A 15835-nucleotide genomic window follows, 5' to 3' on the forward strand; every position below is an offset into this window, starting at 1 on the left:
TTTCATATGATTGCTCAATGAAAAATTGCACCATCGTATCCGCAGCGGATGCACACTACTTTTGGGGACTACTCCTGCTGACCGCGTCTGTGCGAAATGCCGGACTCCAGTGCCCCGTCCACTTATTAGTGCGCGATTTCTCTGAAGATCAAATCGCATCCCTCAAAGCCTTGGGCAATGTTTCCATTGAAATAATGGCACCTGCTAACCGCCGCAACCCCTGCACCTGGAAGCCTGCTGCCTTGCTGGGAGCTGATACCGAATATATCGCTTGGATGGATGCAGATTGCCTAGTCATTGGGGATATCAGCCAGTCGTTGAAGCCCACGAATTATGAATTTCAAATTCGAGTGCGCGACACAGTCGAAAATGCAACTGCCTACAGGAAACTCTACGCGCCAGGCGAAGCCGCGGGACCGGTGCCCGCTTCCGTGCGAACGACTTGGCAGCACGATGTGGACGAGGAAACCGTGCCTCGACTTCAAACCGCAGTCGTCACCAATTGCTTTGTCCTGCACCGACGTCATCTCAGTTTCATCGAACAGTGGCAGCAACAAATCGAAAAAGTCTTACCCATCGTTGATGATGGCGTCGTCAACCATAACCAACCCGCATACTTTATGACGGATGAATCAGTATTTTCATCCTTACTGACCTTTGGTGCCTCCGCGCCACCGATTGCAAATTTCCAGCTGGATCAGCTCTCAGAGAAGCATGTCGCACACTTTGGAGTCAAACCCAAGCCATGGGAAGGCTGGGCACAACCAACGTGGTATGCCTACGATGACGTGATGAAAACGATCGACTATGCACTCCAACAGTGCCCTACTCTTCCTGCACTGCCGCCGTCGCTACAACGTAAAAACCGACTACGTTCCAAAATGGGTGTCATCGCCCGTCATATCATTCCACGTATGAAGCAATTTATTCGAAAGGAGAACTAGAACTTGAAAACCGAGAATCAAGTTGACTACGAAGCACTCTCCAAACGTCTGGGTGAAGAGAAACTGCGCCAACGTTTACTCAAACAGGCTTACCACTGGGCTCAACTCACACATCAGGGCGAAGGAATCTTTAAAATAGAACGCTATATCTCGATCGATAAACTCGCTGAATGGGCACTGAAGCTTAGCCTTCTCTGGCCTCTGGCTCATCGGAATATTTTTAATATCCGCGAGATCGAAGTGCATTGGAAACTGGAAGGACTCCCTCGCTCCTTCGAAGGCTTCAGACTCCTTCAACTCAGCGATCTCCATGTGGACATCGATCCAGAACTCGCCAACGTAATCGCAACGGCGGTTCGCAATTGCAAGCACGACGCCTTGGTTATTACTGGCGACTACCGGAACACTACCAGTCAAAACCAAACCCCATCGATGCAGATGATGCCTCAAATCCTCATGGCCAGCGATCGACCACGTTTTGGGATCATGGGGAACCACGACTTTATCGAAAAAGTCCCCGCTCTGGAGCAGCACGGACTGCGTATGTTACTGAATGAATCCGCCTGCATTGAACACGGAGGAGCGAATCTCTGGCTTGTTGGCGTCGACGACCCACACTTTTACCAAACACACGATTTCGCGGCAGCACGAGCCCAAGTGCCCGATGGCGCATGCAGTATCCTGCTCTGTCATTCCCCCGAGGTGCACCGTGAAGCGGCAGAGCATCCATTCCAGCTCATGCTCTCAGGCCATACTCATGGCGGGCAAATCTGTTTACCCGGAGGACGACATCTGATCTGCCCGACCAAAGGACTGCCACGGCGTTTCATTCGTGGCCGATGGCAGAGCGGGTCTCTACAAGGCTACACCTCCCCGGGCACCGGCAGTTGCGGCGTCGCGGCACGCCTGAACTGCCCACCGGAAATGACGGTGCATATCTTACATCGAGCGTGATGTCGATAGATGTAGATTAAAAACGCGGAGTGATCACAGGAAGGCTCGAAAGGAACTCCTCCGCGGAGGACTCTTGTGAGTCATACCACACGACATAGAGGCTCCAGTTTGTTCTGCGACCGAAGAACTTTCTCCAAGTATCAGAGATTAAAAACATCGGGTAGTTCGCGATCGTGACTCCATTTTCATCACCAAACCAATAGATGAAAGTTCGCTTCGTCCCTGTTAGGTCATCCTCAAGTAAGAGTTTCCTCGCTTGGGATGGCAGCCCCATTTCGCTGGTAAACTCAATCACCCCACTCTCAATCGGTTTCCAGCCTAGCCCCATCTGACAGTATTCAGGCGTGTGGATCGTCTTTCGGTTTCCATCGGAAGGGACGATCATTACGCCGACCTGATCTTTACCGCGAATATACTGCCGGTTGATGACATTGCTTCGCTGATAAAATGTGAGGCTTTGAATATCCACGATATCGCTACCTTCCCATTCAGCATTGGCCCCCAACAGATACGGCAGTGCATACGTATTTGCCTCTTCTTTAAAGTCAGTTCGGACGAGGTAAAGCATACCAACTAATGTAACCGCAGCAGCGACAGTCATGAGAGCGGACCAACGGGTCATTTGCTGAATAGGTAAAAAAGGGCGCTTAATCGGCAAGCAGACAAAACAGAAAAACAACAACGCGATGACTGTTAAAAGCGCCTTAATAAGAAGAGGTGCTACGATGCCGTCGGTGCCTAGCGCTAGATTAATGATCTCACTGACTTTTGGGAAAGACAGAAACATAATAAACTGAAAAGGCAGACAACGAAGCGCAAAGTGTAGGCTTCGGTAAGCAAGTCCAATGACAAAGATTGAAGCCATCAACGTGATACCCATCACATAGTAGTTTGGGCCAGGAAGCTGCGAGATGAGCGCAAACAGCGATGTAACCGCAAAGAGAATACTCCCGAGCTTCATGTATTTGTAGTCCGCGGTCGTTGCTTTCCAACTACTCACCCAAGCAATGGCTCCAACTAAGAAAAACAGGTAACCATAGGTATCGTATTGATTATATGCCGTCCCTTTCCATGCGACCACACACGCAGAGATAACAGGTAGATATACGATACTAGTGAGCACTAGAGTGAATGCCAGCATGTTACTCGCAGGCGTGGTATCAGTATCGTCATGCGTTCGTCTGCGGGCCAATAATTCCGTGACCACAAAGAACCCTGGAAGTGCGATCGCGAATGCACTGAGTCCGATCAGTGTATGGAGTAGACCTTCTTCGATCACCTCGCCCCGCATGTAGCTAAACCCGATGAGCAGTGTTAAACGTAATCCGTTTGCGAGTAATGCAACCAGTGCAGAGAGCAAGGTGGCAATGACTTTGCAAGGAGGAGAAATACCTGGATGAATACCCCCCCAGAGAATACCGACAAAAAGCAAAGTGCGTAGCATCTCTGAACCACTGCAAGCTGGAATGATATCAAAAGTCATCCCAGGAAGGGACAGAATGGTGCCCTTGCGTGAAATATCCAGATTTGTGATACGGAGGCAGATCTCAGCGAGCCACGCTGAGAATTCTCGAAGCTGTAACTCGTAAATCTCACCGAGCACAGGAAATATAAAAAATATTAATGTGGCGATCGCGAGTGGCACGCCGATACGCCCAATGCTCGATCCAGATCGACTCCTCACGGCGTCACTCATTTAACGCCTCCAATGCCTGCTGAACTCCCTCGCGACTGAGCGTCGTCGTATTCCAGGCTGAGTCCTCCAAGGAAAGTAGATGACGATAGATCTCACTCGATTTGTCAGTCAATCCAACATCTCTGAAGGCTGCAGCTAAATATATATACAGTAAAATTTGAGGGTCATCATCTGATTCAGTCGAAATCTCGGCCATGCGTTGCTCGACCTCAAGTAACTTCTTTTGCTGCAGGGCCGGTGCTGATTGGCCAAGAGCGAGCTGAATCATCGCAGTTAACTGAAGGTAGCGTGCAGCTGCATCTTCAGGAGCACGTGTTAATACCTTATTGATTGTCCTCAAAGCATCCCGAGGACTGTTTGTTTGTAGCTGAAGCTTTGCGAGACGAGTCTGAGCATACGTATCATCCGGCGTGATTCTGAGAATATCCCTGACGACTGATATCGCTTTTTCTGGTTGCCCATTCAACTCGTTGACGATCGCCATTCCTTGGAGAGCAACCAGATTGTCAGGCATCTTATTGAGAATTTTGCGATACAGCTCTGAGGCTTCATCAACTCGCTCATCCTCGACCAGAAAACGAGCGTAATCGAGGTAGCCGTAGTAGTCTGCAGGATCAAGGGCTTTCTTGAAAAAGGGCTCCGCACGAACTCTGTCATTCAGCTTCATCGCAACCCTAGCTCGAACCAGGTTTCGGCTTCTTTCTGGCAAGCTGCTGCTGTCGCACTTTTCCAGGACCAGCTCTGTTTCCCCTTGTTCGAGTAGAAGCATGAGCTCAAACATTTGCAGGCCTACATCCGCTTCATTGGCCTCGACTAGAGGTTGAACGAGATCTAATGCATGATCTATATCGCCCTGCTCGTAAGCTTGATTGACAGTGGCAAGCTGGATACTCAAATCATCCTTAAACTGACGACTGAGCGCTGTTTGCAAGGCCTCGAAATTCGACGAATCCCCGGTTTTGTCGATGATTTGCGCAAATAATCGGACCGATGTAGGCGTGTAGAGCTCACGCTCATGGAGGTGATTGATCAACACAAGCGCTTCCCGAGGCTTGTTGCTCAGATAGAAAGCACGAGCAGCCTCAGTCACAAACAGTGGAGATTTAAAAAAGAAGCCAGCCGCTCCCTCGATCCGCTCCAGTGGGTGCATCTCTTCAATATCAGCATAAAGAGAGACGCCATCAAATGGATGTCCTGTGATCACAGCGTAGCGTATGCCTAGCCAAAACACTGCGGGAGAATCGTTCAAGAGGGACTCCATCCGAAGAAATAGGGAATCTGATAATTCCCCTCCACTAGCAATTTGCCCTAGGAACGTGTATAGGAGCTGTTCGCCCTCGAGTTGCTTCGGGTCAGCCTTGAGGCCGAGCAAAGGAGTCGTTACATTCCGCGAGGGAAAGACTAAACTCTCTTCCTTCGCTAAGCGGCTCAGCTCTTGCAACTGACCTTGAGCTTGATCTCCATTTAAAATGACCTGAAGGAGAGCGACGAAGATTCTTGCTTCATGAGCGACCGCCAAATCTACAGGATGATCACTTCTAGCCTTCACGAGTTCCGACATCGCCTGTTCCGCTTCAGGAATGCGCCCTTGGACGAGTGCGAACAGAGCCATCTTATAGTGCCACTCTCCATGCGGATCGTCCAGGTCGAGTGTCTGAATGAGTTGTTCAGCTTCTTCAAACCGGTTGTCGAAAACCAGCTGTGAACAAAGGAAGTTATAGCCTTTAATCCCCAGCCGTCCCTGGCTTGCATATTCGCGAAGAAGGGCAATTGATTCTTCCCTGCGCCCTATCATTTCTAGCTTCCGCGCAATTTGTATCAGAACGCCTTCATCGGCTGTTTGTTCGGCCAATGCTTTCCAAATTCGCAGAGCCTCATCATTACGGCCAAACCGAGAATAGAGGCGTCCTTTAGCGTTCAAATTCTCCGGAGATGGTTCAAGCTCTGCAAAAAGCAGCTCGAACTCTTCAAGCTTTTCAGCGGAAGTGCCTTCAAACGTGTCAATGATAACGAGCAGCACCGAAAGCTTCTTGATTCCGTCATTCCAAACCGTCCGCATGTGTTTCTGAGCATCCTCTGGCTGGTCCAGTGCTGCAGCGATTAATCCAGCCTCAAGTGCGAGATCTGTCCGAGAGGCGTCCTGCTCCAAGGCAGTCACTGCAGTATTATAAGCTAATTGAATGGAGCCTGCTCTTTTTAGCGCTCTAACTGTATCAATCGGATCTTCAAACGTTTTCTCAGCCGAACTAACCTCGTCCGAGGATGTGAACAAATAGGTAGCGATAATTGCGATCGCGAGCAGTATTGTCAGAGAGCTGAGGGATAAGAGGACTTTTTTTCTCATATTAAGATGTTACCTCTCATCGCATTCTAATAGATACGCTCGGGTTTAAAATCATACAGCGGAGCTTCGCTCGGCAGAGAAGCGCATACGGTAAACAATGCATGAAAGTGCCATCGCCATCAGTAACGCAGTGCTAGGCTCTGGAGCTCCCGATGGCGCCGCCGCGACCATCGCTTGAGAAAAGCTTCCAGCCTGCAAAAAGACGGCGGAATCGTAATATGCATCACCTGCATCCGCGATACCCATCTGAATATTATAGATTTCACCTGGCTCAAGCCCTGTGATTTCGGCAGTGAACACATCAGTGAACCCGTCATATTCAAAGGCATAAGGTGATTCACCCTTCTTTAAACTATTATCGTTAAACAGATCTGAGTTCGACAGATTGCTGACTGAATTGATCGAAACGGCAGTATCGCTACCAGGAAGCAGAGCGACATTTTCGCCATCCACAAAGAACCCGAACACATCATTATAACTAGACCCCACCCACTCGATGTATTCCTCTGAGGCGAATGAAAAGTTAAAAAAAGCGGAGTCGCCACTGCTAACAAAGTCAAAAGACAACACAGTCGCATCGTAAGTTGAGTATCCTGGGATGAGTGTATTCAGCATGCTATCTCCGGAAACACGCGAGTTGAAGCTCGTGCTTCCCGATGTATTGCTTGATGCGCCAGCAGATGAGGCCAGTCCAGTCGTCAGTATTACTCCAGAGCTAATGTCATTTCCTTCAGCATATCCGCCAGTAAAATATCCAATGGAATCAACATTCCCAGTATATTGAACATTGCTAATCTCGATACCAGCACCAACGAGCGACTGAGCCAAGGCCTCAGGAGTGTCCATTGCTGTGATCGTGGTCTGAGCATATGCTTGGCCCGCAAGGAGAAAGGCTAATGGAGTTAGTTTTCGTAGAATTGCCGATCTCATAATAGTGCTCATGGTCATTTTGGCGTATTGATCATTACTTAAGTTTTCATAAGTAAATGGAGTAACTTTTGTAGTATAGTTTGTATTCATTTTCAACTTTTTATTATGGGGTTATTGATTTAATTACGCTGGCAAGTGCTTGACACATCAATCTGATAGCTAGAATCGTGCCAACCTTTCATTTTAACTTTCAAGTTGTTGACCAGCAGCAATATACATAGCATGCGCAATTCCCCCTAAAGGCAGGATGCAAACGAGAACAGCAATTTATACAAATTCGACTGTAAAAGTTACAGCTACTCGCTCAACCAGTCCATAGCTGCGTTACAGGAGAGATTTAACGACTCTTCGAAATTGCCAGTGTGTGCTTGCAACCGCAGTGAATCGTTTTTTTTGAGCGTTGTTGCCGTTCAGAGCTCTGTGCATTGAGATAAGACGCATTCTGAAAAATGCGTCGCATGAACTGTGTTTCATTGTAAAAATACATTGCTATAAGCATCCTTTTTTTCTAAGTTTACCTTGTTTTTATGACACCTAAAAAAACTTACTTCGCACCTGCAGAGCGCGCTGATGAAGCCATCCTGAAAGCACAGGTTAGTTTTTTTGAAAATCAGGAAGATCAACGCTCTTTCGGGGATTCTATCCCTCTGATTTTTTTGATTCTAAACATGAATCGCCAAATAGTTTACGCGAACCATCGAATACTCGAGGCATTGGGCGAACAAGAGTTTGCCTGTATATTAGGCAAACGTATGGGCGAGGTCTTTCATTGTGTGCACGCGACCGAAGAGGCAGGCGGATGTGGCACCTCTCGTCATTGCGAAAATTGCGGTGCATTGAATGCTGTGCTGCAGGCGCAAAAAGGGACCCAAGCAGTTACAGAATGCAGATTGACGATGGAGGGCGAGCTATCCGCTGATTATCGAGTTTGGGCGACTCCACATGAAGCGAATGGCCAAGAATTTACCTATTTTACACTGCAGGATATTCAGCATGAGAAGCGCCGTAAGGCTTTAGAATACACATTCTTTCACGACCTCATGAATACTGCCGGCGGGATATCAGGTTTGACCGAAATTCTAAGTGATATCGATGATGAGAACGAGAAAGAAGAGATATTTGATCTCTTGGATAAGTCGGCTCATAGATTGATCGAAGAAATCCATTCAGGCAGAGCCCTCAGTATGGCTGAGAATGGTGATCTTAAACTAACACTGAGAGATTTTAATTTGGCTGAACTTCTAACCGACAGTATTTCGGCTTACAAAAATCACACAGCAGCATTGGGAAAATACATTCAGCTAACTGCTATAGACGAAGACTTACATATAGTCAGTGATCGGGCAATTCTAGGGAGAGTCATTGGGAATCTGATTAAAAATGCGCTGGAGGCTTCAGAGAGTGGCGGGTGCGTAACTGTCGGTTTCACTACCGAGGAAGACTCTGTCACGATCAAAGTAAACAACACTACCGTGATACCTCCTAGCGTTAAAGCGCAAATGTTCCAAAGATCTTTCTCAACAAAAGGCGAAGGACGCGGTATAGGCACTTACAGTATAAAATTATTTACTAAATACTTAAAGGGACAGGTGTCCTTTACCAGTGATGAAACTAGCGGAACCAACTTCTATATTAAGCTAAAAAAACAAATCAAGTAGCCTGCCGCTAGCTGAATGAATTGAATGTAACTACGCATGAATCCAACAGATGCTGATCCTCAGGTTTGATACGTTTGTTAGAATAGTTGACGATCGACTGGCGGCGGCGAACACAAGAAGTCAGTTGCAAACGTGTGCGCTCAAAATTATAATGAATCAATGGCATCGTGATGATGCAAAGGCTGCCCTATCCAGAGATTTATAACATTGTTGGCAATGAGTAATCCGCAATTACTGAAAAATAGAATCCATGCCACCAATAAAAGAATCCAGACTTTATGATAGATTAGCTCATGTATAAAACGGCCCAATACTGATCGGGAGACTACGCAGAGTGTTGTCACTGTGAAAAACAAATATGGATAGTAAAGGAAATGCACACTATCGCGTAGCCAAATCGGATAGCCTCCTAAATTGAGCCAAAACAATTCATTTTCTTTCCAAAGCGTCAGCCGAATGAGGCCGATTACAAGCATGCAACAACCGACAATCGCAAGGCGTTCAGACCAATGAGAAACTCGATGCGTCACACTCATAACCATGCCGCCAAGGCTTCGTTAAACTGCTTCTGAAAGTCTACCACGCGATGCCCTGACCACACGCGCGCTTTCAGTGTATTCATCTGCTTGGCATCGGCATGACGAATCGCATCCATCGCTTGAAGCCCTACTGTGAGGTCTCGGTATGGAAAACGCCATTCGGCAGGTAACCAATCACACATACCGTCCCTATCGGTTGCCGCCACGGGAATCCCATTGGCCAAGGCCTCCAGCATCGCGAGCGGAACGCCCTCATAGCGCGAGGGCATGATCAACGCATCAATCGCAGCATAGAGTGCCGAAGGCTCATTCGTCCATGGCAGGCAATGCACGTTTGAGTGCGGCGCGGATAGAGCTTTCAAGGCCTCCTCATCTGGCCCACTACCGAGAAAGACTAAATGCTCGTCTGGATGCTGCTGACTGCGCTCTAAAAATAAATCAAGGGCGCAGTCCTGCCCTTTTTGCTTAAACTCAATTCGACCAATCTGGCCCCATATGAAAGCCTCTGAAGGTAGGGTAAACTGCGCACGTGCAACTGATTTAGTCGGCAAATCCTCGAAGGGTTCCAGTGGTATCCCATTCTCGACAATCTGAATGCGCCCTTTGGCACCATAGGCGACCAACATATCACCGAGTGTTTTAGAAATCGTGATAAAACCATCGGGCACCGCATAAAGGCCGCGACATGTAAAGTCACGCAAGGCTCCTAGTTTCGCCCCCATTTCAGCATGGCGATGTGGCACGGGAATATAACTCACTAGCGGGCATGGAAGGTGCCCTTGTAAGCGAAACATGGAGCAACACTGCTCTATATTTCCTTGAATCACTAAGATGAGATCAGGCTTAAAGGCCGCGATTTGCTCAGCCAATCCGCGCAAAGCGGCACCTTCGGTATAGCGACGCAGTGCTTGAAATTTACGGCTACGGGTCGATGCATGATCAATCTGGAAGTCGACATCAGGGTGACTCGATTGAATGGTTTCCAGTCGTTCGCGATTCTTCTGATTCTCAGGGTGCAATAAGGTCAGCACATCCCATTCACCTGAAGCGACGATCCCCTCCATGGCATACGCAGCCATCACTTGGTGACCACCAAAGTCAGGGTTATCGTCGAGAATAAGTAGGCGTGGTAGGCTCATAGCTCAATTTGATAACGTTTAATTAAATTATAAATTGTTTTTTCGCTGACGCCCAATTGAGTCGCCGTGGTAGCACGCTTTCCGTCGTTCGCAAGTAACGCACCACGCACCGCCTCACACTCGATCTCGGCCAACGTTTGCCCTGCCCACTGTTGCTGCCCCACTGCAACTTCTTGATGAGTGCTCTCTAAGACAGGCAAATGCTCGGGTAACACCGTTTCGTCGTGGTCTATCAGCGTTGCCACGCGGAGCATGACATTACGCAACTCACGTATATTACCAGGCCAATCATACCCTAGCAGTTGATCGAGAGCGGCATCTGAAAACTTCGGAAAAGTCCCCTGCCCCATGGCTTTAGCCAGAAATTTAACCGCCAGCACCGGAATCATTTCCCGGCGCTCACGCAGCGCTGGGAGTTCAATTTCAAATACGTTTAAGCGAAAATACAGATCCTCCCGAAACTGTTTCGCGTGTATGGCCTCCTTCAACTCCTGATTAGTGGCTGCAATCAAGCGCACATTCACCGATACAGTCTCGGTGCTACCGACAGGAAAGAAGCAGCGATTTTGTAGAAAAAGTAAGATTTTGGGCTGTAGTTCGAGCGGCATTTCACCGATCTCGTCGAGAAATAAAGTGCCACCATCTGCCAATTCAAAAAGCCCTTTTTTATCCTTAAAAGCTCCCGAAAATGCTCCTTTTCGATAGCCAAAAAGTTCTGACTCCAAGAGCTGTGCAGGTATACTTGCACAACTAATTTCGACAAACTCACCCGTTCTGCGGGCACTGCAATCATGCACACATTTGGCTAAACGACTCTTCCCTGTGCCAGAAGCACCTGTTAAGAGAAGCGAATGATCACTCGCTGCGATACGGACCAGTTGCTTGCGCAATGTAGCAAAGCGAGCGCCAGGCAGTTCTGCTTCGAATCGCTGCATGAAATTATTATTTATTTCGCTCATGGCATGGTAAGCATGGGGATCAGTTCATTGACTACAGGCAAAATGCCCACTCCAGAATCTACAGGCTGTATCATGACCAGCACTGGCTCGCCGCCTGCATGGGAACGCAACCAGCGACGAAGCGTTGCGCGCATCCAATACTCCAAAGGTGAATCGAAAATCAGTTCACCGTTCGAATAGAAAAATAAGGCTTCGCTCGTGCCAGAGTCATTGAGCAACTTAAGCTTACGTGCGCACCCTCCAGCAAAAGGGATCACTTCATCTTGCTCAATGCTCCAACCAGCTCCTCTAAAGCAATAGCGAGGATCATGCACTGCTTGCCGGTTATGTGTGCCATCTAGAATTGTGATGGCGTAACGTAGCCCTTTCCATGAATAAACCCACTTATAACCATCCGCCTCGCCGAGCATATCGGCCTCGAATTCAGTGAGCGGAATGCTGCGTGCGCTGAAGCCTGGTCCAGATTGTGGAAAGGCGGCGATGCGTTCCGAAGCATCTTCCAACTCAAGTGTGCGTAAATAACCCGCCACTAGAATCATGAGAAGCAGTAAACTAAATAGAAGTATGACTTGTTTTTGACGCATAACGAAAGAAATGTTCCGTCAAACTATAGATCAGCAAAAGTATCGCAATAAGAAGCGTGCTCCATGGCAAAAAAGATCCCATATATGGAAAGAGGAGCCATGCCAATGCGGGCATCCATAAACTGGATAGCAGTATGAAACAAAGGCACTTGAACAACGCACCGTGAATGGGGAGGACAAATAAGATCCCGACTGCTAGATAGATAAAGGCCTGCAACTCACCCGCGATTCCCAGAAAGAGTAAACCACTAGCCAAAACAACGAGCAGTGTTTTGGGCCATGGCCAGATCATGGGGAATCTCCGCCACTGTAGCAGCGTAGCCAAAAGCCACAGTAAAAACGAAGCGAATGCAAAGCGCAGTGTGGGATCATGGAACCACGCATGCCAGATCGGCTGCGACATACCAATGGCCGTCAACGTGATCGCCCCCCAAAGCAAAGACGCTACATTGAACACAGAGGAAGCAGGCTCGGTCTTAGGCATATCCGTCACCTTCCTTGTTGAAGAGTGCTTCTAAGCCCAAGGCTAGCCAGTGATACAAAGCTAATAATACCACCAGCACCAGTAAAGCACCCCAAGTATGGAAGGCTCCTGCGGCTCGCTCTGCGCCAAAAGCCAAGCCCCAGCCCGAAATAATAATAATCCGCACGGTGTTGGCCGCCCATGCGAGAGCCGGTAAGAGAGCAAACATTCCCCAAAAGAGTGAGCGCTTAGGAAAACGTAGGAGCGTCAATGCGACCCCACCGCTAAGTAATACCTGCAGTAATTGCATGCCTCCACAGGCAGCTTCCACTGAAATCGGTAGCCCTTCTATTTCGAGCAATGTGCCACGCACGATGACATCCATTCCAAATAAATCAAAAAGATGACCAGTCACCGCTGCTCCACTCAGACGAAACCACCAACTGAGAATGGTTAAATCTAGCAACACCCAAGGGAACGCTCCGGCACACAGCACCCACAAGCGCAGTTTAGAGATCGCACTCTCTGGAAAACAAAATAGCACCGCCAACCCTGCCCACCCGAATGCCATTAGAGACATCTGATTGAGCAGCACTCCCAAAAATAAACTGATTGCAGCTAAACACCCCCAGCGTGTCTCAATAGGAACTCTGGGCTCTACAGCGGGATTTTTTAAAGCGACCCACCATGCCAGTGGAACCAGCGCGATGATCACCACCACATCCGCAGACAGATGCCACCAAGTTAAGTCCAGGAACCAGATTGCGGGCAGCATCAGGCCTAGTAACAGAGTGGCAATCCAACTGCGGTGCGGCTTATCCATCGCGCGTGTTTAGTTCGTTCAACAGTTGGCGAAACTTGGGCTCATTCGGTGCAACATTTACTAGCGTAGTAAGAAGCTCACGAGCTTCGGCATAGGCTTCGTTGCGAATTGCCGTGCGATAGCGAAACACACAGCCTTCCACGGATTCGGCTCCTAAACTGGTGTAAATCGCTTCGGCCACTGCCGTCTGTCCTTTCGCGAGTGCTGCACGAGCCTGTAATTCCTGCCCTGCCACGGATGTTTTTAGGTCTTTTCGCTGTCTAAAAACGGCATCTAAGTCCTCCCATTTTTGTTGTTCCAAGGCGGCTAAGGCGGCGATATAAGCGGCCCGATATCCAATCGCGCCTGGTGTCGCTAAAACACGATTAAGCTGTGCGATCCCAGTCTCAGTTTGGCCTTCTAATAAAAGCAGTTCACCAGCCAAGCCTTGCACCGCGGGATCGTTGGGATAGGCCTCACTGCGCTGTAAGCCAATGGCACTGCCGTAGAGCGCAGTCTGTGTCTTGGTGTCCGCGAACGGCAACCAATTGAGCAAAGTCTCTCCCTCATAAAGTGATTCAGGGATAGGACCTGGTAACAGACGATCGGCAGCTGACATCCAACCGTTTGCCATCAAGAGCGAGCCAATGGCATAGTCTGAAGCGAGAAATGACTCTATGGTGCTCAATGGGGTCTCAGTATCGGGCGCATCTTTCGGGCGGTAATCCTCTAAAAAGCGCAACCAGCGATGCACCTGCGGGCCCGCGTTAAATGCCATTCCACGTGGCCAAGTGCCTTCGACTCGCCACTCCAGCAGTGCAGTCAAACAGGCCTGTAATTCCGGCGCTACAGGGACTGGTTCCTTGTGCATGCTACGCAGAACACCCAGCGCAGCAACCTCGTCTGTTTCGCGTATTAATTCCAAGGTCCACAACCAATAATAGGCCTCACTGTTAGTCAGGATCGCAGGAGGTCGCGTATGACCTGATAAAAACTCAGCTGATAGGAAGGCGTCCGCAGGCGTCTCTGCTAATAATGGCGGCAGCGCTCCCCACCACTCTCCCACGACAGGTTCGAGGGCTTCGCCGCGCGATCGAGTGACACGTTCCCAGAACCAGACTTGCCACCACGCTCGTGGATCACCGCTGTATTCATAGCAGTCACGCCAGGTTTGAATCGCTTGAGGCAACGCATTTAATCGCAGGTAAAATTTCGCTAACAAGTGACCGTAGAGCGGGTTTTCAGAATCAAGCAGGAAAGCCGCGACATAATTCCGTCGAGCTTGGATAGGATCGCCCATACGTTCTAGGAACTCGGCGCTGATCGCGCGCAATTCAGCTGAGCGAGGCATTGCCAGGTAGGCAGCATTCAGCGCTTCGATGATCGCCGCAGAATCCCCTCCAGCGAGCAATGCAATCCGAAGCTGACGATTCACTTCATCATTACCCACACCTTGCCAACTGTTCAACGAGTCTAGGGCAAGTGTGCCTTCCCCCGCGCGAGCGAGCTCATCGGCCTCAAGTAGACGCCAACGGTTGGGCTGTTTGCGTATGGATTCTGGCCACTGTGCTTTCAGTTTTTCTGCTGGCTCTGGAGCCTGTAAGTGCATCTGCGCACGCATCCACCATAGTGCGGCTGATTCATTTTCCATTAGCACGCCAGGATAGGTGGCCACTAAGGACTCAAGTTGTGAATACGCATGACACTCAATCGCGGCTTGCACCATTAATGACGGCCATTTCTGCTGAATCGGCCCTGCTTGTTTCGGGCTAAAATGTGTATTCAATAATTCTAACGCCTCTGCCGCATCTCCTGCTTCCACCATTTGATAGGCATCGTTGTAGGTCATTTCCCACGCCTTTACTTGAGCATTTCTTTGCCATTTCAAATAGGTAGATACACCAAACGCAGTGGCACATAAAAGCACCACTGCGAGGCAAACAAAAAGCAAGAATCGCTTCAACATATACTCGATAGGATTTCACCGCTACGCCTACGGTGCATCACGAAACCAGCTAGGCACAGCACCGCCATCATCGACCAAACTGCCGGTTCTGGGTTTGCAAGGTAAGCAACATTTAGAGAACCGATATCAACCGCAAAGACAATGTCGTTAAAGTCGCGGTCGCCCCCGTTATAAAGGTCTTCAAATCCAATCAAAAGAAAAGGACTGTCAGGAATCGCAAAGGCTACCACGTGTTGTATTAAGTCTGGGTTCGTTGATGCATCTGAGGTATAAGTGTTACTGCCACCATTGGCACCGTTTGAAATCAAGAAGAAATCTACAAAGGTGCCAGTATCATATACGCCGAGATCTACGAAGTCCCCTGAGACTAAGGGGGTGTTATTGGTTCGATTCGCATTCTCCAAAGCGTCCGAATTGGTCAGAAAAGATTCATCCATAAACGTCGCACTTGAAGACGCATCTGGAAAAATTAAAGAGGCTGATGAGGTGTCTCCAGTGGCAATATCCTGAGTCGTGAACCCGAGGGTATTGCGATATCCAGCGCCCTCAGCGAGGAAATAGACACGCACAGCGGAATCATTATGCAAATATAACGACTCTGGATCGAGTGAAACTGCTGCAATGTCTGATAAGGACTGATATTCACTGAGATTCGCATTCACGAAATCCAAAAGCACTGGTAGGTCTTCGGATTGAAACGAAGCGGAAGCTTCGTCGGAACCTGCAGCCATCACCGAATCGATAATATCGATCCCAAAAGGCCGCGCACTATCTTGAAAGTCAGCTTCTGTTTGTGCAAAGCTGATCTGTTGAATGAGGCTAGTCGCAAGGATGAGTTTTAGAATGTTTTTCATAGG

Annotated in this window: 13 protein-coding genes; 3 read left to right on the top strand and 10 right to left on the bottom strand. The window is 48.8% G+C overall.

Features of this window, described 5'->3' with window-relative positions:
* The first annotated feature begins 17 nt into the window (after positions 1-17).
* Positions 18-944 (top strand): hypothetical protein, encoded by a 927-nt coding sequence (locus GZZ87_RS13435; protein ID WP_162025815.1) that lies wholly within the window; start codon positions 18-20, stop codon positions 942-944.
* Positions 945-947: 3 nt separating this feature from the next.
* A complete protein-coding gene (locus tag GZZ87_RS13440; protein WP_162025814.1) occupies positions 948-1898 on the top strand; it encodes a metallophosphoesterase in 951 nt (316 codons plus the stop codon).
* A 16-nt stretch (positions 1899-1914) separates the two neighbouring features.
* Here the strand turns inward: GZZ87_RS13440 and GZZ87_RS13445 are convergent, their stop codons facing one another.
* From GZZ87_RS13445 to GZZ87_RS13455, 3 genes are read right to left on the bottom strand one after another with little or no spacing between them, the layout of a single operon-like run.
* The gene (locus GZZ87_RS13445; RefSeq protein WP_162025813.1) at positions 1915-3594 is read right to left on the bottom strand and encodes an exosortase-associated EpsI family protein; all 1680 of its coding nucleotides are present in this window, start codon (positions 3592-3594) and stop codon (positions 1915-1917) included.
* On the bottom strand, positions 3587-5938 hold the full coding sequence (locus GZZ87_RS13450) for a tetratricopeptide repeat protein (RefSeq protein ID WP_162025812.1): 2352 nt from the start codon (positions 5936-5938) through the stop codon (positions 3587-3589). Before GZZ87_RS13450 ends, GZZ87_RS13445 begins: the two co-directional genes overlap by 8 nt.
* 51 nt (positions 5939-5989) lie before the next feature.
* On the bottom strand, positions 5990-6868 hold the full coding sequence (locus GZZ87_RS13455) for a choice-of-anchor L domain-containing protein (RefSeq protein ID WP_244648120.1): 879 nt from the start codon (positions 6866-6868) through the stop codon (positions 5990-5992).
* A gap of 527 nt (positions 6869-7395) precedes the next feature.
* Here GZZ87_RS13455 and GZZ87_RS13460 point away from each other — a divergent pair.
* A complete protein-coding gene (locus GZZ87_RS13460; protein WP_162025811.1) occupies positions 7396-8526 on the top strand; it encodes a PAS domain-containing sensor histidine kinase in 1131 nt (376 codons plus the stop codon).
* A gap of 532 nt (positions 8527-9058) precedes the next feature.
* On the opposite strand, the gene GZZ87_RS13465 is transcribed toward GZZ87_RS13460, so the two are convergent.
* The 7 genes from GZZ87_RS13465 to GZZ87_RS13495 are packed head-to-tail and all read right to left on the bottom strand — an operon-like array spanning position 9059 to position 15832.
* The gene (locus GZZ87_RS13465; RefSeq protein ID WP_162025810.1) at positions 9059-10204 is read right to left on the bottom strand and encodes a glycosyltransferase family 4 protein; all 1146 of its coding nucleotides are present in this window, start codon (positions 10202-10204) and stop codon (positions 9059-9061) included.
* Complete coding sequence (locus tag GZZ87_RS13470) at positions 10201-11163, bottom strand: sigma 54-interacting transcriptional regulator (protein WP_162025809.1); 963 nt, start codon at positions 11161-11163, stop codon at positions 10201-10203. Before GZZ87_RS13470 ends, GZZ87_RS13465 begins: the two co-directional genes overlap by 4 nt.
* Positions 11160-11747, bottom strand: coding sequence for a hypothetical protein (locus tag GZZ87_RS13475; protein ID WP_162025808.1), 588 nt, complete (start codon positions 11745-11747; stop codon positions 11160-11162). Before GZZ87_RS13475 ends, GZZ87_RS13470 begins: the two co-directional genes overlap by 4 nt.
* Positions 11716-12231 (bottom strand): hypothetical protein, encoded by a 516-nt coding sequence (locus tag GZZ87_RS13480; protein WP_162025807.1) that lies wholly within the window; start codon positions 12229-12231, stop codon positions 11716-11718. The genes GZZ87_RS13475 and GZZ87_RS13480 overlap by 32 nt, the downstream gene beginning before the upstream one ends.
* Positions 12224-13033 (bottom strand): archaeosortase/exosortase family protein, encoded by an 810-nt coding sequence (locus GZZ87_RS13485; protein ID WP_162025806.1) that lies wholly within the window; start codon positions 13031-13033, stop codon positions 12224-12226. The genes GZZ87_RS13480 and GZZ87_RS13485 overlap by 8 nt, the downstream gene beginning before the upstream one ends.
* Positions 13026-14978: a hypothetical protein gene (locus GZZ87_RS13490; protein ID WP_162025805.1), complete on the bottom strand. Its 1953-nt coding sequence runs from the start codon at positions 14976-14978 to the stop codon at positions 13026-13028. Before GZZ87_RS13490 ends, GZZ87_RS13485 begins: the two co-directional genes overlap by 8 nt.
* A complete protein-coding gene (locus GZZ87_RS13495) occupies positions 14972-15832 on the bottom strand; it encodes a DUF4114 domain-containing protein (protein WP_162025804.1) in 861 nt (286 codons plus the stop codon). The genes GZZ87_RS13490 and GZZ87_RS13495 overlap by 7 nt, the downstream gene beginning before the upstream one ends.
* Positions 15833-15835 lie beyond the last annotated feature (3 nt).

Origin of the sequence: Lentimonas sp. CC4, assembly GCF_902728235.1 — a bacterium.
Taxonomy (GTDB): domain Bacteria; phylum Verrucomicrobiota; class Verrucomicrobiia; order Opitutales; family Coraliomargaritaceae; genus Lentimonas.